This window comes from Gaiella sp., assembly GCF_057140465.1.
The window spans coordinates 18,751-41,283 of record NZ_DBNHWK010000041.1 but is presented as its reverse complement, the minus strand read 5'-3'; the positions used below and the strand labels follow the sequence as shown (position 1 = coordinate 41,283).

Genomic DNA, 22,533 nt, shown 5'->3' with positions numbered 1-22,533 from the left:
TTCCGGGGTATTGGCCCGGATCCAGCACCCATACCCAGCGGTCCCCGAGTCGGACCGCGTATCGAAAGCGACTAGACGGCGTTTACCCGAGCGTGACGACGCAGGTCGCTCAGCGCTTGAGCTCGACCTCGACGAAGGTGAACTCGTAGTCGTTGGCGTTGACGACGTCGTGCTCGACACCCGCTCCCCGGAAGTACGGCGCGCCGACCTCGAGGATCGCGTCCCGTTCTCCGTCCGGCTCGACGAGCCGGAGCGTGCCGTCCGTCAGCGGCACGACGACGTAGTCGTACTCGTGCCGGTGCCATCCGGTCGCCGCGCGCGGGGCGAAGTGCCAGCGGGTGACGCGCACGGCGTCGTTCTCGATCAGCACCGTCGGGGTTGCGCGCTCGGTCACGGCCGTTCTCCCGTCTCGACGCACTCGGCGTTCACGTAGCCCGAGCGGAACGGCCTCGCCTCGCCGGTCTCCTCGTCGAACGTGTGGCGGAGCACGCACCCCGTGTCGTTCGCGAGCAGGTGGATCGACACCGACGTCACGTCCGAGGTCGTCCGCACGCGGTGGACATCGTCCCGTGGGGGGAGGAGCACGTAGTAGTCGCCCGGCTCGAGCGGGCGCTGGCGGAGGAGGTCGAGGCGGCCGTCGCCCGGCTCGTAGAACTCCTCGTCCTGGTTGCCCCGGTACAGGCCGACGAGTCCCCAGGCGAGGTGGTCGTGCACCGGCGTCATCGACCCCGGCGGGACGACGAGGCTGAACAGGCAGAGCGAGCGGTCGGCCGCGCGGAAGAGGAGCCACTGCCCGATCCCGCCGCCCATGCCGCTCTCGGGAGCGTCCTCCTGGAACGCCGCGGGCAGCCAGTCGGGGGTCGCGAGCAGCCGGCGGAACGCGGGCTCGACGAGGCGGCACGCCTCCTCGGCGGACGCGGAGCGGGTGATCGCCCCGCGCACCTCGTCGACGAACGCGCGGACGAGCGGGGTATCGAGGAGCCACTCGTCGTGCTCGAGCGGCTCGAGGTCGTGATCGTGGAAGTCGCACATCGGCGGTCGGCCGCCCACGATAGTCGTGGACGACCGCCGGATCCAGCGCCGTCGCCCCGGCGGCGGCCGCGCACGACGCCCGGCCTCGTCGGGCGTCCCCGGCGTGTGCCGGGCGGGCGTCGACCCCCGGATAGGATGGCCGCATGGCCACCTTCCTCCACACCATGGTCCGGATCACCGATCCGGAGCGCTCCCGCGCCTTCTACGAGGCGCTCGGGTTCCGCTTCAGCCGCGACATGGACATCGTCCGTGACGGCGAGCTCGAGGCGACGAACTACTTCTTCTCGATCGGCGACAGCGAGAACGTCCTCGAGCTGACCTACAACCACGACGGGCGCACGTACGAGATCGGCACCGCGTACGGGCACATCGCGGTGGGCGTCGACGACCTCGACGGCGCGCTCGCGCAGCTGCAGCGGGAGCACGGCATCGAGCCCGAGCGTCCGCCCTACCGCGTGACCGAGGGCGGGTCGCGGATCTGCTTCGTGCGCGATCCCGACGACTACCGGATCGAGCTGATCGAGCGACGGAGCCACTGATGGACGCCGCCCGGGCGCGCGCGATCGCCGAGGAGGCGTACGTCTTCGCGTTCCCGATGCTGATGGGGTACCGGGCGGCGTTCGGAATGGCCTTGTACGAGAAGAGCCCGGGGTACCGGGGGTCGCTGAACGCGCTCGTCAGCGATGCGCGGACGCTCGACCACACGTTCAGGGAGGTCATCACCCCGAACGCCGACACCCCGTACTCGATGGCCGTGCTCGACCTCCGGGCGGAGCCGGTGGTGCTGCGCGTCCCCGCGGTCACGGATCGCTACTACGTGATGCAGATCGAGGACCTGTTCGGGACGAACGCGCACTACGTCGGCACGCGCGCGACCGGCAGGTCTGCCGGGAGCTACGTCCTCGCCGGGCCGGGCTGGCAGGGGGAGCGGCCGCCCGGCACCGAAGCCGTGCTGCCCCTCGAGACCGACCTCGCGTTCGTGATCGGGCGCACCCAGCTGCTCGGCGCAGACGACCTGCCCGCGCTCGGGGCGGTGCAGCAGGGGTACCGGCTCCAGCCGCTCAGCGCGTTCCTCGACGTCGACCCGCCGCCCCCGGCGCCGCACCTCGACTGGCCGCTCTGGGACGACGACGCCTCGCGCGACGAGCGCGCCTTCGCGTATCTCTCGTTCCTCCTCGGCCTCTGCCGGCCGACCCATCCGAGCGAGGCCGAGCTGCTGGCGCGCTTCGCGGAGATCGGGATCGCGCCGGGCGCGCCCTTCGACGCGGACGGCCTCGAGGCCGACGCCCGGGAGGCCCTGCGCGCCGGCGTCGAGTCGGCCCGCGGTGCGATCGCTGCGAAGGCCGAGCGCCTGGGGGCCACCGTCAACGGCTGGACCGCAGTCGATGCCTTCGGCGATCGGGGCTTCTACGGGGGCGACTACCTGCTTCGGGCGGCGTCGGCGATGGCCGGCTGGGGCGGCAACGACCGCGTCGAGGCCTCGTACCCGCTCACGCGCGTCGACGGGGACGGCGCGCCCCTCGACGGAGCGCACCGCTACCGGTTGCGCTTCGAGAGCCTGCCCCCGGCGCGGGCGTTCTGGTCGGTGACGATGTACGACACGTCGTACGACGGCGTCGCCGGGTACCTCGTCGAGAACCCGATCGGCCGCTACCTCGTCAACTCGACGACCGAGGGGCTCGTCACGGGCGACAACGGGTCGCTCACGATCCACGTCCAGCACGACCGCCCGGAGGACGAGCACGCGCCGAACTGGCTGCCCGCCCCTGCCGGGCCGTTCTACCTCGCCCTGCGCATCTACTGGCCCGAGGCCGCCGCGCTCGATGGCGCGTGGTCGCCGCCGCCGGTCGACAGGGTCTCCTGACCGACCGACGGACGGGCATCCGCCGGGCCGGCCGGGGCCCGGCCGTTCCCCTCGGGGGCGTCGAAGGAGTACCGTTTCCTGATGCTCGCCGAGCCTGCACAGGCGCTCACCGACCTCGCCCTCGGGGTGGTGGCCGTCTCCCTCGCCGTGCAGCTGCGCCGCGCGCCGTCGATCACGCCGCACTGGCGCCGGGTCTTCTGGTGGTTCGGGGCGGCGGCGCTCGCCGGCTTCGTCCATCACGGGGTGATCGTGCGCTCCGCCGAGGCGGCGCAGGTGAGCTGGGCCGTGATCAGCTCCGGCGTCGTGATCGCCGTCTCGTTCCTGCTCGCCGCGACCGTCGTGGAGGTGCTCGGGCCGGGTCGGTCGCGCGCCTTCTGGCTGCTCCGCTCGGTCGGCGTCGTCGCCTACGTCGTGCTGGCGGCGCTCGGGTTCGCCGGTGTCGGGACGATGCTCGCCTGCGAGGGCCTGACGATGCTGAGCGTGCTCGGGCTGTGGGCGTGGGCCGCCTACCGCGACCATCCTCTCGGCCGCCCGATGCTCCTCGCGATCGCGGCCAGCATCGGTGCGTCCGCCGCCCACCTCCCCGCCGCCGACGTCCTGCAGGGCGTGGGTCTCGACCCGAACTCCACGTACCACCTCGCGCAGATCGTCGGCATCGTGCTCCTCTTCCGGGCGGTCACCGGGTTCGCAGGACGGGGAGCCGACGGCTGGGCTCGGCGCGTGCCGGCCGAAGCCGCGGGGACGCCGTGACCGGATCGCCGGACGGGGCGCGCGGAGGATCCGCACGCGTTCCGGAGGCGTGCCGGACGCGATGACCGGGCCGCACGAGCCGGCCGGCGGCGCGCTCACCGTCACCTCGAGCGACGGGACGACGATCGCGAGCAGCGTCAGCGGCTCCGGGCCGCCGATCGTGCTCGTCCACGGGACGACCGGATCCGACTTCTCCTGGGCATTCGTGCGACCGCACCTCGAGCCCGGTCACACGGTGGTCGCCGTCCAGCGCCGGGGACGGGGTGCGAGCGGCGACGGCCCCGACTACGCGATCGAGCGGGAGGCGGAGGACATCGTGGCGGTCGTCGACGCCCTCGGCGAGCCCGTCGTGCTCGTGGGGCACTCCCACGGTGCCACGTGCTGTCTCGAGGCGTCGCTGCTCACGACGGGCCTCCGTCGCCTCGTGCTCTACGAGCCCGCGATCGGGTGGCCGATCGACGAGCCCACCCTGCAGAGGGTCGATGCGCACGTCGCCGCCGGGCGTACCGAGGCCGCGGCCGAGACGTACCTCCGTGACGCGGCGCAGCTCACGGAGGACGAGCTCGCCGTGCTCCGCTCCTTCCCCACGTGGGGCGACCGCGTGGGCGCGGCCCACACGTTCACGCGCGAGGACCGCGCCGACGCCGGCTACGTCGCGGTCGCCGAGCGCCTCGCCCGGATGACGGTGCCGACGCTCCTGTTGACCGGCGGCGAGAGCCCCGGGGCGTTCCGGGCGTCGATCGACGAGCTCGCGGCCGTGCTGCCCGAGAGCACGGTGCAGGTCATCGAGGGGCACGGGCACGCAGCGAACGTCACCGCCCCGGACGTGCTCGCCGCCGCGATCCTCGCGTTCGCCGAAGCCGTCGACCGTCAGGGCTGAGGCCGGCCGCGGCGGCAGGAGGGCGTCCTGCGCCCCGCGTGCCGTCTCGCTCAGGCGTCGCGCAGGTCGACGATGCGCTTCGCCTTCCCGAGCGAGCGCTCGATCGTGCCCGGCTCGAGCGCGTCCACCGACACCGTGACGCCGATCGTCCCCTTGACCAGCGCACGCAGCTGCCCGGCGGCGGCGGCGCGCTCGTCGTCGCTCGCTGCGCCCGGCCGTGCCTCGACGCGCACCGTCAGCTCGTCGAGCCGGCGCGGCCGCGTGAGCACGAGCTCGAAGTGGGGGGCGAGCGCGGGGACGGCGAGGATCAGCTCCTCCACCTGCGTGGGGAAGAGGTTGACGCCGCGGAGGATGATCATGTCGTCGCTCCGTCCGGTCACCTTCTCGATCCTGCGCATCGTTCGTGCCGTGCCCGGGAGCAGACGCGTCAGGTCGCGCGTCCGATACCGGATCATCGGCAGCGCCTCCTTCGTGAGCGTCGTGAACACGAGCTCCCCTTCCTCCCCGTCCGGGAGGACGGCACCCGTGACGGGGTCGATCACCTCCGGGTAGAAGTGGTCCTCCCACACGTGGGGGCCGTCCTTCGTCTCGACGCACTCGCTCGCGACGCCCGGGCCGACGATCTCCGAGAGGCCGTAGAGGTCGACGGCGTGCATGTCGAGCCGCCCCTCGATCTCGCGCCGCATCTCCTCGCTCCAGGGCTCGGCGCCGAAGATCCCGACCTCGAGCGACGTCGACCGCGGGTCGATCCCCCGGCGCTCGAGCTCGTCGACGATCGCGAGCATGTAGGAGGGCGTGACCATGATCACGTCGGGCTCGAAGTCGACGATCAGCTGCACCTGACGCGCGGTCATCCCGCCCGAGACCGGGATCACCGTGCAGCCGAGGCGCTCGGCCCCGTAGTGGGCGCCGAGGCCGCCGGTGAAGAGGCCGTAGCCGTAGGCGATGTGGACGCGGCTGCCCGGCCGGCCCCCCGCCGCCCTGATCGAGCGGGCGACGACGTCGGCCCAGACGTCGAGGTCGCGCCGGGTGTAGCCCACGACCGTCGGCCGCCCCGTCGTCCCGCTCGAGGCGTGGATGCGCGCCACCTGCTCGAGCGGCACGGCGAACATCCCGAACGGGTACGTCGACCGGAGGTCGTCCTTCGTCGTGAACGGGAACCGGGCGAGGTCCTCGAGCGTCCGGCAGTCGTCGGGGTGGACACCCGACTCGTCGAAGCGTGCGCGGACGTGGGCGACGTTCTCGTACGCGTGCCGCAGCGTCCACTGCAGCCGCTCGAGCTGGAGGGCGGCGAGCTCGTCGTGCGACGCGCGCTCGATCGGCTCGAGCTCCCCGTCCCCGGGGGCGCGGTCTCGACGGCGCGTCATCACGTCCCGAGCGTTCGCGAATGCCCGCGGAACTCGGCGACGACGGCGTCGCCGCGACGTACGGTGACGTCGAAGATCCCGCTGCGCCCGAACCGCGTCCGCTCTCGGCCCTCGGCGACGAGCTCGTCGCCGAGGCGCACGGGTGCGACGAAGGCGATGTCACAGGCGGCGGCGACGGTCGTCGGCCCCTCCGTGTTGCAGGCGAGCGCGAAGGCGCTGTCGGCGAGCGTGAACACGTAGCCGCCGTGGCAGAGGCCGTGCCCGTTGACCATCGCGTCGGTCACCGTCATCCGCACCCTCGCGTAGCCGTCGCCGAGCTCCTCGAGCTCCATGCCGAGGGCGCGGCTCGCGACGTCGGCGTCCCACATCCGCCGTGCCGAGGCCGGAGCCGCGTCGCGATCGGCGCTCAGCATCGCCCCCGATCCTCGTGACCGGCCCGGGGTGCGCTAGGCACCGCTCGCGGGCTGGTCGCCGTCGCCCGACTCGTCGTCGGCTCCGTCCTTCTTCCGTGACCGGGCCTCCGCCGCCTTCGCCTTGGCGTCGACGTAGGACTCCTTGACGAGCAGCTTCCCGCCCGTCCAGCCGAAGACGATGATCACGAGGACGAGCGCGTACACCTGGTTGATCGCGGTCGTCCAGAGTTGCTGCGCGAGCGAGTAGGCGGTCGCGGTCGTCGCGTCCGTGTAGTCGGAGAGCGCGACGGCGTTGGCCGCCTGCGTGATGCCCACGGCACCCGGCGTCACGGACGTCACGTTGGCGGCCGAGCTGGATCCGATCACCGACATCACCGAGCCGACGGTGACCGGGATCGAGTACGCGGCGAGGAAGATGCAGATGACGCCGATCTTCGCCGCGTAGCTCGCGGCCTGGGGGAGGAGCACCTGCAGCGTGTAGGCCTTGGGCGAGGAGAGGATCTTGCCGCCCGTCTTCGCCTGATCCCAGAGCTTCTTGAGCCACCGCCAGAAGATCCTGGTGAGCAGCACGAGGACGAACACGGCTCCACCGACGATCGCGAGCGCGAGCACCGGGTGGTCGCGGAACCAACCGAGCTCGACGTCGAAGGCCGCCCCGGCCTCGAGGAACAGGTAGAGGTACACGAGCCCGCCGACGACCGTGAAGAAGATCTTGTTCACGAGGTACGCGGCGAAGACCCCGGTGAAGGTTGCGCCCTGGATGATCGCGACGAACATCAGGAGCGTGACGAAGGTGCCGATGTTCGCCGGCAGGAAGTTGTTCATGGCGACGCCGACCGCGTACGCGGTGACGATCGGCCACAGCTGCACGCCTCCGTCGGGGTAGCCGTAGCGGAGGATGAAGTAGTACGCGACACCGTTGAACGTCGTCTGCGCGACCTGCAGCACCGAGCCGGCGAACAGGTAGCCGACGGGGACGTCCTTGAGCGTCGCCCAGAACTCCGACAGCCAGCCGGTGACGTCGATCCCGAGCAGGTCGAGGACGACGAGGAGGATCAGGATCCCCGCGACCCAGCCGAGGATCTTCGTCAGCCGGCGCTTGCGCGACCGGTCGCCGAGCGGGCTGACGACGGAGACGGCGTCGGTCACGGGCGCGTGCCCACCCTCAACGGCATGGTGCGAGCATAGACCGCCCGGGCGCCCGGATTCAGGTCGCAGGCAGCTCCGGGCCGTCCTCGCCGTCGCCCGCCGCCGCCCGCATCGCCGCGTAGCGCTCCCGCCGGTCCTTGGTGAACTCGCCGATGATGATCTGGAGTGAGGCGGTCAGCGGAACCGCGATCAGCGCCCCGACGACACCGAGGAGCGCGCCGAAGACGGTGACGCTCGTGATCACGAAGAAGCCGGAGATGTTCACCGCCTTGCCCTGGATCGTCGGCGTGAGCAGGTTGTTCTCTATCTGCTGGTAGACGAGCACGACGGCGAGCATGATCAACGCCGCCGTGAGGCCCTCCTCGGCGAGGAGCACGAGCGTCAGGATGAACCCGGCGATGGTGGCACCGAGGTTCGGGATCAGGTCGAGGAACCCGGCGATCACGCCGAGCGCGAGCGCGTAGCTCGAGCCCAGGATCCAGGCAGTCCCTCCCTGCACCGTGCCCGCGATCACCGCGATCGACGCGGCTCCGATCGCCCAGCGCGAGACGGTGTTCGCCGATCGCTCCCAGAGCCTCGTCGCCGTGTCGCCCTCGCTCGGGGGAAGGATCGAGGCGATCGCGCGCTGGAGGTTCGGCGCGTCGGAGATGAAGAAGAGCGAGACGAAGATGAGCGTGAACGCGGCGAGCCCGGCGCTGAAGAGGCCGCCGGCGAGCCCGACGAGCCCGGAGAGCGCGTCCGGGATCCGGTCTGCGACCTGCTGGGCGGCGTTCTCGGTCTCCGACCCGGCCGTCGTGTCTCCCAGCCACCCGAGCTCGTCGGAGTCGCGGAGCGACGCGACCGTGTCGGGAAGCTCCGTGAGGAACTGCTGCATCGACTCGAGCAGCGGCTTCAGGAGGAGGAAGCCGAGGATGCAGAGCAGGACGACGGATCCGAGCACCATGATCGTCGCCGACAGGCCGCGGCCGAGGCCTGTCTTCTTCATCAGGAAGCGCGTCGGTGCCTCGAAGACGAGGCCCAGGAAGATGCCGAGGAACACGATCAGCAGCGCGTGCCGGACCGTCACCACCGCGGCCCCGAGGAAGACGACGAGAGCGGCGAGGAGGAGCGTGCGCGTCGTGATCGTGACGCTGAGCGAGCGGTACCTGCCGGGCGTTGCTACCGGCTCGTCCAGGCCCGTCATGGGCGGCGATGCTACTCGGGCGGCAGGACGGCGCTCGCCGGGCCGCCGTTGAGCTCCGCGCGCCACGCGCGCAGCAGCTCGTTCACGTGGGCGGCGCCGACGATCGGCTCGTCTGGGGCCCGGAGACGCCGCGGGTGGAGAATGAACGCCTCCGTCTGGGGCCCGCCGAGGCCGCCGTGGAAGGAGATCAGCTCCTCGAACGCGCACCCCTCGTCGAGCGCGCCGTCGTAGAAGCTGCCGATCATGATGTCGGCCACGTGCGGGAAGCCGTCGGTGCGTAGGAGGTGGCGGGGCGCGTTCGGCGAGAACGCCGCGAGCGGGTCCTCGCCTTCGACCCGGCCGTCGGCGAGGTAGTGGGCGCCGCCGCCGCCGAGCGCCACCGCGCCGCGCTCGGACGAACGGACGAGGAGCCAGCCGACGTGCGGGTGCTCGCGGAGCGCCGGGATCAGGCGCGGGTGGCGCTCCTGGATCTCCTCCAGCGTGAGGCGGCGTCGCTCCTCCATCAGGTAGACGAGGCCGAGGTTCCCCGACCCCATCACGACCACCTTCTGGTCGGAGACGTCGTTCTTCGGGCGCTTCTGCTTTCCGCTGCGGCCGGTGGCCTCGCCGAGCGCGTGCCCGACCATCGAGTCCTGCTCGTCGCCGCCCGCCATCTCCGACACGTCGATGCCCTCGAGGGAGCGCTCGACGAGGTCGTCGAGCCCGTAGCCGTTGCGCTGCTTGAACGTCGCGCCCTGCGTCTGCCCGTGGTCGGACAGGACGACGATCTCGTACGGGCGCGGCGCGTAGCGGCGCGCGCGCTCGATGCGGCCGAACTGCTGGTCGAGCTTGCGGAGCGCCTCGAGGGTGTCCGCCCGCTCGAGCCCCGAGTGGTGCGCGACCTCGTCGTAGCTCGAGAACGTCGCGTAGACGGCGGGGCGGCCGCGCATCATGTCGGTGAGCACGCCGTAGACGATCAGGTCGCGGACGACGACGCACATCGCCGCGCGCATGAACGGGTAGATGCCGCCGCGATGGCCGCGGGGCCGCACGTCGCGGCGGATCGCGCGCAGGGCCGCGATCCACTCGAGGATCACCTCCCATCCGAACAGCACGAGCACGCGCGTGACGTTGAAGCCGTTCGCGAAGAACGCCCGGTAGCCGGGGTTCGCGCGCTTCTCGGCCTCGATGCGGCTGACGGTGAGGATCACCTCGTCCGCCTCGCCGGAGAGGAGGTTGCCGCGGCTCGCCCCGCCGTCGAGCAGGAGCCCCCGGCCGCCGGCGTGGCGCCGCTCGATCTCGGCGCAGTCAGGAGGCGCCGAGCACGTCATCGTCGTCGCCGTCTCCTTCTCCACCCAGCGGAAGGCCGGGATGTCCTCGTTCGAGCCGAGCAGGATCCCGGCCTGGCTCGCGCCGGTCTGCGACGACAGGTCGGTCTCCCACCCCGTCAGCTCGTACTCGTGCTCGGCGAGCCACCGTGCCATGTTCGGGGCGTTGCCGTCGCGCATCGCGCGGCGCAGGACGGGGAGGGCGAGCCCGTCGATCTCGAGGAAGAGGACGCCCGGAGCGTCGGCGGCCGTGACGTCGCCCTGCCGCCGTGCGACGCGGCGGACGACGCGGAACGTGTACTCGTCGTCGTCGTTCGTGCCGAGCAGCACCTCGAGGACGATCGTCACCGCCGCGGCGACGAGCGCCGTCAGCAGGGCCCGCCAGAAGGACGTCACCGAGATCGCCTGCTCGGTGACGGCGTCGGCGATCAACAGCATCAGTGCGTCCGCGACGAGGACGAGCAGGAAGTTGAGGACGAGCGTCAAGGGGAGCCGGAGCGCTGCGATCAGGGGCGGCAGCAACGCATTGAGGACGCCGATCACCGCCGCGACGACGATCGCGCCGAGGAACCCCTCGATCGAGACGCCGGGAACGATCGCCGCCGCGACGAGCAGCGACGCGGCCCCGACGAGCCAGCGGACGAGGAGGTGCGTCGGTCGCAGGCGCGGCAGCTCGGGCTGCCAGCGCACGGCTTCCGCGTAGGGGGTCGTCCCGCCCTCGGTCATAGGCCAGCCTATCCCTGTGGTGGCGGCATGAGGAGCGCGGCCTTCGCCGCCGTGTACTCCTCGTCGGTCAGCTCGCCGCTCGCATGGAGCGTGGCGAGTCGCTCGAGCTCCGATGCCGTCCCCGCTGCAGGTGCGGCGGGGGCCGCCCCGGCGGCGCGCGCCTGCCGGCCCGCCTGCCAGCTGTCGTAGCGCTCGCGGGCCACGCCGATCCAGTCGACGGCGACGGCGTCGGGGAACTCCCGAGCGGTCTGGCGACGCAGCAGCTGCACGCCGAAGGCGGCCAGCACCGCGAAGACGAGGATCCAGAGGCCGCGGCCGAACTGCGGCGTCGGCTTCCAGAGCAGCAGCAGGAGGTAGAGGATGCCGGCCGCGCCGAAGGCGAGCTCGGGTCGCCGCAGCCACGGCGCGATCACGCCGCGGAGGCCCGTCGCCCGCCTCGCGGGGCCTGCGAGCCAGACGCCGGCGAGCGCGACGATCCCCACGATCACGAGGCTCCAGCCGGAACCGGTGAGCAGGCGCGTGATGATGTCCCACGCCTCCTCGACCGCCGGCTTCACGGACTCGGAGGTGACGAGCGAGTCGACGATGTACCTCCCGCCGAGCGAGCGGAGGACCAGGAGCAGGAAGCCCGCGATCACGAGCCCGATCGCGATCGCCCGCAGCTCGAGACGGCGGCGCCCGCGTGCGAGCCAGATCGCGGCCGCCCAGGCGGCGAGCGCGAGGAGCCAGATCCAGTTCGCGATCACCTTCAGGAACTGCGTCACGTCCTGGGCCGCCTCGAGCTGTCCGGACTCGAGGATCACGACCCGGCCGGTGTCCTCCGGGAGCTGGTCGGTCACGTTGCTGACGAAGGAGAAGCGGTCAGCGAGGCGCGTGACGAGCGGACGCAGGTCGAGCGTGACGTCGCCGCCGCGCGTGAGGAGGAAGCGCGTCTCGCCATCGAGCACCTTCACCAGCTGCTCGTGAGCAGCGCCCGTGACCTCGACCCAGACCGTCTGCACCGCCGGCCGCTTCAGGAGCTCCTTCGCCGCCCGGTCCGCCAGCTCACGGGAGATGCCGGCGATCGGGCCGGCGAGCGACTGCAGGTTGTCCGGCAGCTCGTCCTCGAGCTCCGCCGCGACGTCGATGTTCGTGTACAGGGCGTCGACGAGCGTCGCCGCGACCTGGGTCTGGATCTCCTCGGTGGTGATGAGGAGCCGTGAGGTCTCCTTGAACTGGTCGGTGTCGAGCGCCTCCGCCCGGACGAAGTTCGCGAGCGCGCTGACGAGCGCGAGGACGATGCCGGCGACGACCAGGGCACGTGCGAGCACACGGCGGGCGCGACGGGCCGGTGTCGGTGCCTCGCCGCCCGAGGCTCGCGTCTCCGGAGTCGGTGTCTCCGCCACGGGCGGCAGTATCGCAGGTCGCGGTCAGTAGCATCGGCGACCATGGCGTCACGCATCGTCTACGTCGGGCACGGCACGGTGCTCGTCGACCTCGACGGCGTCCGCCTGCTCACCGATCCCGTTCTGCGGCTCGTCGTCACCCACCTCCGCCGTGCACGGCGCGTCGACCACGACGCCCTCCGCGGCGTCGACGCCGTGCTCGTCTCGCACCTCCACTTCGACCATCTCGACCTCCCGTCGCTCGAGCGCCTCGGCCGTGAGCTCCCGATCGTGGTGCCGCGCGGAGCGGCCCGCCTCCTGCGCCGCAGGCGCTTCGTCCACGTGGCGGAGCTCGACGTGGGGGAGGAGCTCCGCGTCGGCGCGCTCACAGTTCGCGCCACGCCGGCCGCCCACGACGGCAGCCGCCTCCCCTTCGGGGCGAAGGTCGACCCGGTCGGCTTCCTCCTCGAGGGCTCCCAGCGCGTCTACTACGCGGGAGACACCGACCTCTTCGCGGGGATGGCGGAGATCGGCCCGCTCGACGTCGCTCTCGTCCCGATCTGGGGATGGGGCCCGGGCCTCGGGCCCGGTCACCTCGACCCGGAGCGCGCCGCCCGGGCGGTGGCCCTGCTGCGGCCTCGCGTCGCGATCCCCGTGCACTGGGGGACGTACTTCCCGATGCACAAGGGGATCGGCAGGCGACCCGCGTACCTCGCGTCTCCCCCGGGTGCGTTCCGCGCGGCCGCCGCGGAGGTCGCGCCGGACGTCGAGATCCGTGTGCTCCAGCCCGGCGAGGAGACGGTGGTCGAGGGCGCACGGGCGCAGGAGTCGACGAGGTGAGCGGGGCGCGAGCGGCCGCGCGACGCGTGCTCGGGAGCGGGCACGGGATCGCAGGCTCCGTCTACGGCACGATCGTCGTGCTCTCGATCATCGCCGGCGCCGACCGGGGGAGCGACACGGCCCTCGGGCGCCTCGCGGCGCTCGTCGCCGTGACCGCCGTCGTCCTCTACGTCGCGCACGTGTACGCGCACGGCCTCGGCGAGAGCGTGATCCGCGGCTCACGGCTCACGCGGCGCGACGTGCTCGACCTCGCGCGTCGCGAGTCGTCGATCATCCTCGCGGCGGCGCTGCCGGTGGCCGCGCTGCTGCTCGGGTCCGTCGGCGTCGTCCGGCCGACGCGCGCGATCTGGCTCGCGGTCGCGCTCGGCGCGGGAGCGCTCGCCGCGCAGGGGCTGCGCTACGCCCGCCTCGAGCACCTCGGGCGGCCGGCGACCGCCGCCGTCGTCGCGGTCAACGTCGCGCTCGGGCTGGCGCTGATCGGCCTCAAGGCGCTGCTCGCGCACTAGCGGCCGCCGATCGTGCCGGAGTCGGAGGGCGACCTCTCGGCCGGCCGTGCGCCGTCAGCGCGGCGGCGGCCCGTCGCCGGCGAGGTCCTCGGCGACGAGGCCGAAGAGGACACCGTCGACCCAGGTCTCGTTCCGCCAGTAGGCGCTGCGGCGCACGCCCTCGCGGACGAACCCGGCACGCTCGGCATGGCGGATCGCGCGCTCGTTGAAGGCGTAGACCTCGAGCTGGAGCCGATGGAAGCCGAGCTCGTCGATCAGGTGGCGCTGGAACAGCCGGGCGGCCGTGTCGGCCACGCCGCGCCCCCGGAACCGTGGATCGACGGCGACCCCCTCGAGGCCCGCGATGCGGGAGCGCCGGTTGACGCGCTGGAACGCCATCGTCCCGGCGCGTTCCCCGCCGACCTCGATCACGTACAGCCCCGAGGCGTCGGGATCGGTGTCGGCGGCGGCGATCGCGGCGTGGAGCTCCTCCGCCGAGCCGGGACGGATCGCGGCGAGGAACGGCGCCACGTCGCCGTGGGTGACGAGACCGACGAGGTCGTCGACGTCGTCGGCGGTCGCCCGCCGGATCGTCACCGCGTCGGACACGGCGCGATTCTACTCCCCAGCCGTGCGACCGGCCGTGCCCGACGCGGTCGGGCACGGCCGGCGCGCGGTCAGGCCGGCGCGGCCTTGCGCAGGCCGTGGAGCTTGATCGCGAGGATGATCTCGGTGACGCCGCGGATCATGCAGACCGCCGCGACCCAGATCACGAGCAGGAACGCCTGCCGTCCGAAGTACCCGGCGGCCCAGAAGCCGAGCGCGATCTCGATGATCCCGGCCACGAGCTGCAGCCACCACGCGGGCACGTCCCCCTTCGTGATGAAGGAGACGACGATGTCGAACGTGCCCTTGAGCACGAGGAAGAAGCTCATCAGGCTCGCGACCGCCGCGAAGGTCGTGAACGGCGTCGTCAGCGCAATCACGCCCGCGACGACGAACAGCACGCCGAGGAGCGCGTGCACGATCTTCCAGCCCGTCGTCGAGGCTCCGATCGCGAAGAACTCGTTGATGCCGAAGAACACCGCCACGAAGCCGAAGAGGTACGAGATCGCCGCGGCACTCTCGTACTCGAAGCGGAAGATGACCAGTGAGACGACGAGCCAGGCGATGCCCGTGACGAGGAACAGCCACCACCAGCGGCCGGCTTCCTCGCGGACCTCGCTGTCGTCGAGGACGAACGAAGACATGCGCAGCACTCCTCCGTGGGGTCTCGGGCGCAGCGCCCCGAGCGCGCCGCGCGTTGCCTAGAGCGATTCGACCTCCGTCGCGGCGCTCCTCCCGTCCGCCGACGTCAGTCGGCGCGGGCCGACCCGCCCGGAGCCGAGTGCGACGCCGAGCAGGATCAACGCCAGCCCGCCGAGCGCCGCCGCGGTGATCGGCTCGTCGAGCAGGAGGGCACCGTAGACCAGGGCGAAGCCCGGCATCAGGTACGTGACGAGGCTGACGCGCGTCGATCCGTAGAGGCGGAGCGTGCGGTAGAAGACGAGCTGTGCGCCGGCGGTGCCGATGACCGCGAGCGCGAGGAGCGAGACGATCGCCCCGCGTGTCGGCACGTCGCTCGGCCAGCGGAGGATCGCCGGGACGAGCAGGTACGCGGTCGACGCGATCATCGCCCCCGTGGCGAGCACCGGCCCCGGGATGTCGTGCACGTGGCGCTTGGCGATGACGTTGCCCGACGCGTATGCGAGCGACGCGAGCACGACCGCGAGCGTGCCCGCGACGACCCACCAGCCACCCGAGGGGTCGACGCCTGCGAGGACGGCGACACCGACGAGCCCGACGCCGATCCCGGCGGCCTGTGCGGGCCGGATGCGCTCGTGGGGGAGGAACCTCGACGAGAGGACGACCGTGAAGATCGGCACCGTCGACTGCGCGATCGCGGCGATCCCGGAGTCGATGTGCGTCTCTCCCCATCCGACCAGCCAGAACGGGATCGCCGCACCGACGGCTCCGAGCGTGAGCGCGGGGCGCCACGCCCGGCGCAGCTGCCCGACCGCCTGCCTCGCACCGAACGCGTGCCAGAGGTAGCCGAACAGCAGCACCGCGGCGATCGCCGAGCGCGCCGCCATCAGCGGCGCCGGCGCGAGCCCTCCCTCGACCGCGACCTTGATGAACAGGTAGGAGGCCCCCCAGGCGGCGGCGAGCGTGAAGAGCAGAGGCCAGAAGCGCGTCACGGGCGCACGGTACTCGTGCGCCCCTTGAGGCGCGCGACACCCGTCGCGAGCGCCGTCCCCCCGAGGATCAGCACGAGCCCGACGAGCGCGCTCGACGTCACGGGCTCGTCGAGGAGCAGCGCCCCGTACACGAGTGCGAACCCGGGGACGAGGTACGTGACGAGGATCGCGCGCGAGGCGCCGGCGCTCGCGATGATCGCGAAGTAGAGGAGGTACGCGATGCCCGAGCCGAGCGCGCCGAGCGCGACGATGGCCGCGATCGCGCCCGCCGGCGGCGCCTCGTCGGGGAGCTGGGCGAGCGCCAGCGGCGCGACCACGATCGCACCGCACGCGAGCTGCCCGATCGACGCCTGCAGCGGCCGCAGCCCGCGCAGCGTGCGGCCGGCGTAGAGCACCGAGACCGCGTAGCAGAGCGCCGTGGCGACGACGGCGAGCGCCGCCGTCACCTCGCCGCCGCGCTGGACGCCGACGAGGAGGACGACCCCGACGAAGCCGACGCCGATGCCGACGAGCCGGAGCCCCGTCACCCGCTGCGTGGCGTCGATCCGCGTCGCGAGGAGCACCGTGAAGATCGGCGCGGCCGCCTGGATGACGGCGGTCAGGCCCGAGTCGATCCGCGTCTCGGCGAACCCGAGCAGCCAGAAGGGGAGCGCGTTGTTGAGGGCGCCGAGCACGGCGAGCGGGACGAGGAAGGCGCCGATCGGGCGCAGCCCGCCGCGGCGCGGGGCGAGCGGCAGGAGCACGGCGACGCCGACGACGAGACGGCCGAGCACGACGACCGACGGCTCGACCTCGTCGACGCCGAGCTTGATGAAGAGGAAGCTCGCGCCCCAGATCGCGGAGAGGAGCAGCAGCAGGCCGGCGTCGCGGCGGGTCATCGGCGGACGGTAGACCGTCCTGCCGACCTCTGGGGGCGGGAACCGATCGGGGGGTGCCCCGATGCCTCTTCCGTGGGGACGCGGAAGCGTCCGGGGCGGCGGTGCTGCGACGATGGACCCATGCCCCCCGACCCCTCGCGAGATGCGTACGCGCTCCCCGCCGACGCCGTGGCGGAGGAGCTCGGCGTCGACGTCGAGAGGGGCCTCGACGCGCGCGACGCCGCTGCGCGACTGGCCCGCCACGGTCGCAACGAGCTCCGTCGACCGCACCGCCCGCCGTACCTCCGGATCGCGCTCGGCCAGTTCGTCGACCCGCTCGTCGCGCTCCTCGTGGCCGCGGCCGTCGTCTCGGCCGCGATCGGTGAGGGGCTCGAGGCGGTCGTGATCGCAGCGATCGTCGTCCTCAACGCGGTGCTCGGATTCGCGCTCGAGGCAGGCGCCGAGCGGGAGGTGCTCGCGCTGCACGCGTCGCTCGAGCTCGAGGCCACGGTCGTCCGCGACGGCGTCGAGCAGGTCGTCCGCGCGGCCGAGCTGGTCCCGGGCGACGTCCTCGTCGTCCGCGAGGGAGACCGGGTGCCCGCGGACGCGCGCCTCCTCCACACGCACGGCCTCGAGGTCGACGAGTCCCTGCTCACCGGGGAGTCGGTGCCGGTGGAGAAGGGCCCCGGCGCCGTTGCGCGGGAGACGACGCTCGCCGAGCGCTCCTCGATGCTCTTCGCGGGCACCGGCGCCACCCGCGGCAGCGCGACGGCGATCGTCGTCGCGACGGGCGCGACGACCGAGCAGGGCACGATCGCGCAGCTCGTCGAGCAGGCGGAGCCGCCGCCGACGCCGCTGCAGGTGCGGCTCGGCCGACTGTCCCGGCTCCTCGTCGCCGTCGGCGTCGGGATCACGCTCGTGCTCGCCGCTGCGATGCTCGCGCGCGGCGAGTCCTCGCACGAGGCGTTCCTCGTCGGCGTCTCGGTGGCGGTCGCGGCGGTTCCCGAGGGCCTGGCCGCCATCCTCACGATCGCGCTCGCCCTCGGCTCGCGGGCGATGGCGCGGCGGCGGGCGATCGTGCGCACGCTGGCGGCGATCGAGACCGTCGGCGAGGCGACGGTCGTCTGTGCCGACAAGACCGGGACGCTGACCGAGAACCGCATGCGCCTGGCGCGCGTCGAGCCGGCCCGGGAGCGCGACGAGGAGGCGGTGCTCGTCGCGGTCGCCGCGTCGTCCGTCGCCGAGGTCGACCCCGTCGACCGGGCGCTCGTCCGCGCCGCTTCCGAGCACGGCGTCACGGTCGCCCCGGACGTGGTGCGCTCCCTCCCGTTCGAGGCGGCGCGCAAGCGGGCGACGGTCGTCGTCGCCGACGGCGACGGGCTCTCCGTCGTCGTCAAGGGGGCGCCCGAGGTCGTGCTGGAGCGGTGCCGGGCGGGCGACCCCGAGCGCTCGAGGCTCGCGGGCGTCGCCGACGAGTGGGCGGCCGACGGGATGCGCGTCCTCGCCGTGGCGCGCCGGCCCGTCGAGAGCCCCGAGGAGCCGGGCCTCGAGGAGGGGCTCGAGCCGGTCGGGATCGTCGGGCTCGCCGATCCGCTGCGGGCGACCGCGGCGGCGTCGGTCGCGCGCGCGCGAGAGCTCGGGCTCGACGTCCAGATGCTGACCGGCGACCACCCGCTCACGGCGGCGTCGATCGGACGCCAGCTCGGCCTTCCCCCCGACGACGTGCATGCTCGCTTCACGCCCGCCGACAAGCTCCGGCTCGTCGAGGAGCTGCAGCGCCGCGGCGAGGTCGTCGCCGTCACCGGCGACGGCGTCAACGACGCGCCCGCGCTCCGTCAGGCGGACATCGGGATCGCGATGGGCGGTGCGGGCACCGAGGCCGCGCGCGAGGCCTCGGCGCTCGTGCTCACGGACGACGACTTCGCGTCGATCGTCGCGGCCGTCGAAGAGGGTCGGCGGGTCGGCGCGAACGTCCGCTCGTTCCTCGCCTTCCTCCTCTCCGCGAACGTCGGCGAGGTCGTCCTCTTCGGCATCGCGATCGCTGCCGGGCTCGGCGTCCCGATGACGGTCGTGCAGGTCCTCGTCGTCAACCTCCTCACGGACGGCCCGCCCGCCGTCGCCCTCGCGGCCGACAAGGCGACCACGGGGCGGGAGTGGCTGCGCCGTGGGGGGCCGCTCCTGCCGCGCGGCCTCGTGGGCGGGCTGCTCGGGGCGGGGATGTTGATCGGGCTGTGCTCCCTCGCGGCGTACCTGCTCGTGCGGGAGCGCCGGCCGGAGGCCGCGCAGACCGCCGCCTTCGCCACGGTCGCGCTCGCCGAGCTCGTCTTCGTGTTCTCCTGCCGCTCCGACCTGCTGCCGAGCTGGCGCCTGGTCGCCAACCGGCCGCTGTGGCTCGCCGTTGCCGTCTCGTTCGGGCTCGTCGCCGCCGCGCTGTACGTCCCCGGGCTGCACGAGCCGCTGGGAACGGTGGCGCTCGACGCGTGGGAGGCCGCGCTCGTCCTCCTGCTCGCGGTCGCTCCCGCGATCGCCGCCGAGGCGGCGAAGTGGCGGGTGCGCGCCTGGACGCCCGATAGGATGGCCGCCTGAGCTCGACTGCGGAACAGCCGCTCCACCGCCAGCTCGGCCTCACGGACGGGGAGCTCACCCGAATCGTCGCGTTGCTGGAGCGGGAGCCGAACCACTTCGAGCTCGCGGTCTTCTCGCTGCTCTGGTCGGAGCACTGCGGCTACAAGCACTCGGCGCTGCTGCTGCGGCGCCTGCCGAGCGACGGTGAGCGGGTGCTCCAGGGCCCGGGCGAGAACGCCGGAGTCCTCGACCTCGGCGACGGGAGCGCCGTCGCGTTCAAGGTCGAGAGCCACAACCATCCGTCCGCCGTCGAGCCGTTCCAGGGCGCGGCCACGGGGGTCGGCGGCATCCTGCGCGACGTGTCGGCGATGGGCGCACGTCCGGTCGCGCTCCTCGACGGCCTCCGCTTCGGCGCCCCCGACTTCCACTTCTCGCGGGCGGTGGGGGGCATCGGGCACTACGGCAACTGCGTGGGCGTGCCGAACGTCGGCGGCGAGGTCGTCTTCGACGAGGCCTACGGGTCGAACTGCCTCGTCAACGCGATGTGCGTCGGGCTGCTCCCCGCCGAGCGGCTGACGCGCGCGAAGGCGACCGGGGCGGGCGCGCTCGTCGTCCTCTACGGCGCGACGACCGGTCGCGACGGGATCGGCGGCGCGTCCGTGCTCGCGAGCCAGGAGCTCGGCGAGGACGACGCCGACAAGCGCCCCTCGGTGCAGGTGGGCGACCCGTTCACCGGCAAGAAGCTGATCGAGGTGTCCGTCGCGCTCGTCGAGCGCGGGCTCGTCCAGTCGCTGCAGGACTGCGGGGCCGCCGGGCTCGCGTCGTCGCTCTCGGAGATGGCGGCGGAGTACGGCATCGACGTCCACCTCGACCGGGTGCCGCTGCGCGAGCAGGGCATGGAGCCGTGGGAGGTGATGATCTCGGAGTCGCAGGAGCGGATGGTCGCGATCGTCGCCCCCGACCGCCTCGCGTCGGTGCAGGCGGTCTGCGACCGTTGGGAGCTGCACCACGCGGTGATCGGAGAGGTCACCGACTCGGGCCTCCTCCGTGCCCTGTGGCACGGGGACGAGGTCGGCGCGATCCCCGCCCGCCTGCTCACCGACGAGTGCCCGCGCTACGCCGTCGCGCAGGAGCCCCGGATCGCCGCCCCGGAGGTGCCGGTCGAGTCGGCGCCGGGCACGCGGGAGGCGCTGCTCGACCTCCTCGGCTCGCCCGCGCTGCGCTCGCGCGCGTTCGTCACCCGGCGCTACGACCAGCTCGTCCAGTCCCGCACCGTCCGGCGGCCCGGCCTGGACGCCGCCGTGCTGCGCCTGCGTCCCTCGTGGCGCGGGCTCGCGCTCACCCTCGACGGGACCGGTCGGGTCGGCCGGCTCGACCCGTTCGTCGGCGGCGCGCTCGCCGTGCTCGAGGCGGCACGGAACGTGGCGTGCACCGGCGGCGAGCCGATCGGCTTCACGGACTGCCTGAACTTCGGGAACCCCGAGAAGCCCGAGATCGGCTGGGAGCTCGCGCAGGCGATCGAGGGGATGGCCGTCGCGTGCGAGGCGCTGGGCGCGCCGATCGTGTCCGGCAACGTATCGCTCTACAACGACACCGACGGGACGTCGATCCCGCCGACGCCGGTCGTCGGCTGCGTGGGTCTCGTCCGCGACGTGCGGCGCGTCCCGCGGGGGTGGCGGGAGGGCGACGTGCTCCTGCTCGCCACGGCGGGCGCCCCGGCGCTCGCGGGCTCCGAGTACCAGGCACGCTACGGGACGGTCTCCGGGGCGCCGCCGCTGCTCGACGTCGCCGCCGAGTCCGCCCTCGTCGAGCTGCTCTGGCGAACGGCGCCCCGCGCCTCGCTGCTGCACGACGTCTCCGAGGGCGGCCTCGCCGTGTGCCTCGCCGAGATGGCGATCCACTCGGGCCTCGGCGCGGCGCTCGACCTCACCGACGATCCGGTCGAGCTGTTCGGCGAGGGAGGGGGGCGCGCCGTGATCGCGCTCCCGCCCGACCAGGTGGAGGTCGACCCGCTCGGGTCCGAGGTCGAGCTCCGACGCATCGGCGAGGTCGGCGGCGATACGCTGTTCGGAGTGCCCGTCTCGGAGCTCCATCTCGTCTGGGAGCGGGAGTAGCGCGATGTGCGGCGTGTTCGGCATCCGATCCGAGGGCCGCGACGTCGCGCGCCTCGCGTACTTCGGCCTGTTCGCACTGCAGCACCGAGGGCAGGAGTCCGCCGGGATCGCCGTGTCGGAGGGCGGGCGGATCACGATCGTGCGGGACATGGGGCTCGTGCCGCAGGTGTTCTCCAGCGAGGAGAAGCTGCAGGCGCTGCCCGGGGAAGTGGCGATCGGCCACACGCGCTACTCGACGACGGGGGGAGCGCACTGGTCGAACGCGCAGCCCGTCATGCACCGCGGCGCCGTGCGGACGGTGGCGCTCGGGCACAACGGCAACCTCGTCAACTCCGAGGAGCTGCGCGAGGAGCTCGCGGCGGACGGTGTCCGCCTCGGCTCGACCTCGGACACCGAGGTCATCGCCGCGCTCGTCGCGCGTGAGCCGGCGCCGCTCGCGGAGGCCGTCGCGGCCGCGATGCGGCGGCTGGAGGGCGCGTACTCCGTCGTCTGCGTCGCCGAGGGGACGCTCGTCGCCTTCCGCGACCCGCACGGGATCCGGCCGCTCTCGATCGGGGCGATCGGCTCCGACTGGGTGATCGCGTCCGAGACGTGTGCGCTCGATCTCGTCGGGGCGAGGTTCGAGCGCGACGTTCGTCCCGGCGAGGTCGTGTGGGTCGACGCCGACGGCCTCCACACGGCGCAGGCCGTGCCCGAGGGCCGTTCGGCTGCGTGCATCTTCGAGCACGTCTACTTCGCGCGCCCCGACTCGCGGCTCGGTGGCCGTGAGGTGCACATGGCGCGCGTGCGGATGGGCGAGCGGCTCGCCGAGGAGGCGCCCGCGGCGGCCGACGTCGTGATGCCGATCCCCGACTCCGGCACGCCGGCGGCGATCGGCTTCGCGAAGCGCTCGGGGCTGCCGTACGACGAGGGCCTGATCAAGAACCGCTACGTCGGGCGCACGTTCATCCAGCCGGACCAGGAGCTGCGACGGCAGGGGATCCGGCTCAAGTTCAACCCGCTCGACGAGATCGCCGGGCAGCGCATCGTGGTCGTGGACGACTCGATCGTGCGCGGCAACACGATGCGCCAGCTCGTGCAGATGCTGTTCGACGCCGGCGCCGAGGAGGTGCACGTGCGCGTCTCGTCCCCGCCGGTCGTCTCCCCGTGCTTCTACGGGATCGACATGGCCGACGAGGACGAGCTCGCCGCCGCCCACCGCTCGGTGGACGAGATGCGCGAGCACATCGGCGCGACGTCGCTCGCGTACCTCTCGGTGGAGGGAATGCAGTGGGCGACGCACCTCCCCTCCACGAGCGTCTGCCGCGCCTGCTTCACCAGGAGCTACCCGACGCGCGTGCCGGCCGAGGGAGCGGCCGACAAGCTCCGCTTCGAGGCCGTCGGCTCGCGCGCCTGACGGG

The 22,533-nt window shown here is 73.0% G+C and carries 21 protein-coding genes; 9 read left to right on the top strand and 12 right to left on the bottom strand.

Translation table 11 applies throughout. The features are described from left to right. Window positions 1-109: 109 nt before the first annotated feature. Together AC162C_RS06100 and AC162C_RS06095 are read right to left on the bottom strand one after the other, a co-directional pair. The gene (locus tag AC162C_RS06100; protein WP_484096774.1) at window positions 110-394 is read right to left on the bottom strand and encodes a cupin domain-containing protein; all 285 of its coding nucleotides are present in this window, start codon (window positions 392-394) and stop codon (window positions 110-112) included. Beyond that, window positions 391-1,050, bottom strand: coding sequence for a cysteine dioxygenase family protein (locus AC162C_RS06095; RefSeq protein ID WP_484096773.1), 660 nt, complete (start codon window positions 1,048-1,050; stop codon window positions 391-393). Before AC162C_RS06095 ends, AC162C_RS06100 begins: the two co-directional genes overlap by 4 nt. Before the next feature lie 125 nt (window positions 1,051-1,175). On the opposite strand from AC162C_RS06095, the gene AC162C_RS06090 reads away from it, so the two are divergent. From AC162C_RS06090 to AC162C_RS06075, 4 genes are all read left to right on the top strand, one after another. Next, window positions 1,176-1,571 (top strand): VOC family protein, encoded by a 396-nt coding sequence (locus tag AC162C_RS06090; protein ID WP_484096772.1) that lies wholly within the window; start codon window positions 1,176-1,178, stop codon window positions 1,569-1,571. Then, on the top strand, window positions 1,571-2,896 hold the full coding sequence (locus AC162C_RS06085; protein WP_484096771.1) for a DUF1254 domain-containing protein: 1,326 nt from the start codon (window positions 1,571-1,573) through the stop codon (window positions 2,894-2,896). Before AC162C_RS06090 ends, AC162C_RS06085 begins: the two co-directional genes overlap by 1 nt. Before the next feature lie 81 nt (window positions 2,897-2,977). Next, entirely contained in the window at window positions 2,978-3,646 is a 669-nt protein-coding gene (locus AC162C_RS06080; protein ID WP_484096770.1) for a DUF6962 family protein, read from the top strand. A gap of 61 nt (window positions 3,647-3,707) precedes the next feature. Continuing rightward, the gene (locus AC162C_RS06075) at window positions 3,708-4,526 is read left to right on the top strand and encodes an alpha/beta fold hydrolase (RefSeq protein WP_484096769.1); all 819 of its coding nucleotides are present in this window, start codon (window positions 3,708-3,710) and stop codon (window positions 4,524-4,526) included. A gap of 50 nt (window positions 4,527-4,576) precedes the next feature. On the opposite strand, the gene paaK is transcribed toward AC162C_RS06075, so the two are convergent. From paaK to AC162C_RS06045, 6 genes are read right to left on the bottom strand one after another with little or no spacing between them, the layout of a single operon-like run. Beyond that, window positions 4,577-5,893 (bottom strand): phenylacetate--CoA ligase PaaK, encoded by a 1,317-nt coding sequence (gene paaK / locus AC162C_RS06070; protein WP_484096768.1) that lies wholly within the window; start codon window positions 5,891-5,893, stop codon window positions 4,577-4,579. Continuing rightward, on the bottom strand, window positions 5,893-6,306 hold the full coding sequence (gene paaI, locus AC162C_RS06065) for a hydroxyphenylacetyl-CoA thioesterase PaaI (RefSeq protein ID WP_484096767.1): 414 nt from the start codon (window positions 6,304-6,306) through the stop codon (window positions 5,893-5,895). The genes paaK and paaI overlap by 1 nt, the downstream gene beginning before the upstream one ends. 33 nt (window positions 6,307-6,339) lie before the next feature. Next, window positions 6,340-7,455 carry a lysylphosphatidylglycerol synthase transmembrane domain-containing protein gene (locus AC162C_RS06060; RefSeq protein WP_484096766.1) on the bottom strand — a complete coding sequence of 372 codons (1,116 nt, stop codon included), beginning with the start codon at window positions 7,453-7,455 and terminating at the stop codon, window positions 6,340-6,342. A gap of 58 nt (window positions 7,456-7,513) precedes the next feature. Continuing rightward, window positions 7,514-8,638, bottom strand: a complete 1,125-nt coding sequence (locus AC162C_RS06055; RefSeq protein ID WP_484096765.1) for an AI-2E family transporter — start codon at window positions 8,636-8,638, stop codon at window positions 7,514-7,516. A gap of 11 nt (window positions 8,639-8,649) precedes the next feature. Next, entirely contained in the window at window positions 8,650-10,671 is a 2,022-nt protein-coding gene (locus AC162C_RS06050) for a phage holin family protein (protein ID WP_484096764.1), read from the bottom strand. Between the two features lie 8 nt (window positions 10,672-10,679). Further along, complete coding sequence (locus tag AC162C_RS06045; protein WP_484096763.1) at window positions 10,680-12,056, bottom strand: SHOCT domain-containing protein; 1,377 nt, start codon at window positions 12,054-12,056, stop codon at window positions 10,680-10,682. A 42-nt stretch (window positions 12,057-12,098) separates the two neighbouring features. On the opposite strand from AC162C_RS06045, the gene AC162C_RS06040 reads away from it, so the two are divergent. Both AC162C_RS06040 and AC162C_RS06035 read left to right on the top strand, forming a co-directional pair. Next, window positions 12,099-12,875, top strand: a complete 777-nt coding sequence (locus tag AC162C_RS06040; RefSeq protein WP_484096762.1) for an MBL fold metallo-hydrolase — start codon at window positions 12,099-12,101, stop codon at window positions 12,873-12,875. After that, on the top strand, window positions 12,872-13,381 hold the full coding sequence (locus AC162C_RS06035) for a hypothetical protein (RefSeq protein ID WP_484096761.1): 510 nt from the start codon (window positions 12,872-12,874) through the stop codon (window positions 13,379-13,381). Before AC162C_RS06040 ends, AC162C_RS06035 begins: the two co-directional genes overlap by 4 nt. 54 nt (window positions 13,382-13,435) lie before the next feature. Here the strand turns inward: AC162C_RS06035 and AC162C_RS06030 are convergent, their stop codons facing one another. From AC162C_RS06030 to AC162C_RS06015, 4 genes are all read right to left on the bottom strand, one after another. Then, complete coding sequence (locus AC162C_RS06030; protein WP_484096760.1) at window positions 13,436-13,969, bottom strand: GNAT family N-acetyltransferase; 534 nt, start codon at window positions 13,967-13,969, stop codon at window positions 13,436-13,438. Between the two features lie 68 nt (window positions 13,970-14,037). Further along, window positions 14,038-14,610: an HdeD family acid-resistance protein gene (locus tag AC162C_RS06025; RefSeq protein ID WP_484096759.1), complete on the bottom strand. Its 573-nt coding sequence runs from the start codon at window positions 14,608-14,610 to the stop codon at window positions 14,038-14,040. Window positions 14,611-14,667: 57 nt separating this feature from the next. After that, on the bottom strand, window positions 14,668-15,597 hold the full coding sequence (locus AC162C_RS06020; RefSeq protein WP_484096758.1) for a DMT family transporter: 930 nt from the start codon (window positions 15,595-15,597) through the stop codon (window positions 14,668-14,670). Beyond that, entirely contained in the window at window positions 15,594-16,475 is an 882-nt protein-coding gene (locus tag AC162C_RS06015; RefSeq protein WP_484096757.1) for a DMT family transporter, read from the bottom strand. The genes AC162C_RS06020 and AC162C_RS06015 overlap by 4 nt, the downstream gene beginning before the upstream one ends. A gap of 120 nt (window positions 16,476-16,595) precedes the next feature. Between AC162C_RS06015 and AC162C_RS06010 the strand changes: the two genes are divergently transcribed. The 3 genes from AC162C_RS06010 to purF are packed head-to-tail and all read left to right on the top strand — an operon-like array spanning window position 16,596 to window position 22,529. Next, window positions 16,596-19,040, top strand: coding sequence for a cation-translocating P-type ATPase (locus AC162C_RS06010; protein WP_484096756.1), 2,445 nt, complete (start codon window positions 16,596-16,598; stop codon window positions 19,038-19,040). Further along, the gene (gene purL / locus AC162C_RS06005) at window positions 19,037-21,133 is read left to right on the top strand and encodes a phosphoribosylformylglycinamidine synthase subunit PurL (RefSeq protein ID WP_484096775.1); all 2,097 of its coding nucleotides are present in this window, start codon (window positions 19,037-19,039) and stop codon (window positions 21,131-21,133) included. The genes AC162C_RS06010 and purL overlap by 4 nt, the downstream gene beginning before the upstream one ends. Before the next feature lie 4 nt (window positions 21,134-21,137). Beyond that, window positions 21,138-22,529 carry an amidophosphoribosyltransferase gene (purF, locus tag AC162C_RS06000; protein WP_484096755.1) on the top strand — a complete coding sequence of 464 codons (1,392 nt, stop codon included), beginning with the start codon at window positions 21,138-21,140 and terminating at the stop codon, window positions 22,527-22,529. The last annotated feature ends 4 nt before the right edge of the window (window positions 22,530-22,533 follow it).

Bases quoted from the DNA above. Each gene is read 5' to 3' on its own strand.
- AC162C_RS06090 (WP_484096772.1), top strand. From the start codon at position 1,176: ATGGCCACCTTCCTCCACACCATGGTCCGGATCACCGATCCGGAGCGC.
- AC162C_RS06085 (WP_484096771.1), top strand. From the start codon at position 1,571: ATGGACGCCGCCCGGGCGCGCGCGATCGCCGAGGAGGCGTACGTCTTC.
- AC162C_RS06080 (WP_484096770.1), top strand. From the start codon at position 2,978: ATGCTCGCCGAGCCTGCACAGGCGCTCACCGACCTCGCCCTCGGGGTG.
- AC162C_RS06075 (WP_484096769.1), top strand. From the start codon at position 3,708: ATGACCGGGCCGCACGAGCCGGCCGGCGGCGCGCTCACCGTCACCTCG.
- paaK (WP_484096768.1), bottom strand. From the start codon at position 5,893: ATGACGCGCCGTCGAGACCGCGCCCCCGGGGACGGGGAGCTCGAGCCG.
- paaI (WP_484096767.1), bottom strand. From the start codon at position 6,306: ATGCTGAGCGCCGATCGCGACGCGGCTCCGGCCTCGGCACGGCGGATG.
- AC162C_RS06055 (WP_484096765.1), bottom strand. From the start codon at position 8,638: ATGACGGGCCTGGACGAGCCGGTAGCAACGCCCGGCAGGTACCGCTCG.
- AC162C_RS06050 (WP_484096764.1), bottom strand. From the start codon at position 10,671: ATGACCGAGGGCGGGACGACCCCCTACGCGGAAGCCGTGCGCTGGCAG.
- AC162C_RS06040 (WP_484096762.1), top strand. From the start codon at position 12,099: ATGGCGTCACGCATCGTCTACGTCGGGCACGGCACGGTGCTCGTCGAC.
- AC162C_RS06025 (WP_484096759.1), bottom strand. From the start codon at position 14,610: ATGTCTTCGTTCGTCCTCGACGACAGCGAGGTCCGCGAGGAAGCCGGC.
- AC162C_RS06015 (WP_484096757.1), bottom strand. From the start codon at position 16,475: ATGACCCGCCGCGACGCCGGCCTGCTGCTGCTCCTCTCCGCGATCTGG.
- AC162C_RS06010 (WP_484096756.1), top strand. From the start codon at position 16,596: ATGCCCCCCGACCCCTCGCGAGATGCGTACGCGCTCCCCGCCGACGCC.
- purF (WP_484096755.1), top strand. From the start codon at position 21,138: ATGTGCGGCGTGTTCGGCATCCGATCCGAGGGCCGCGACGTCGCGCGC.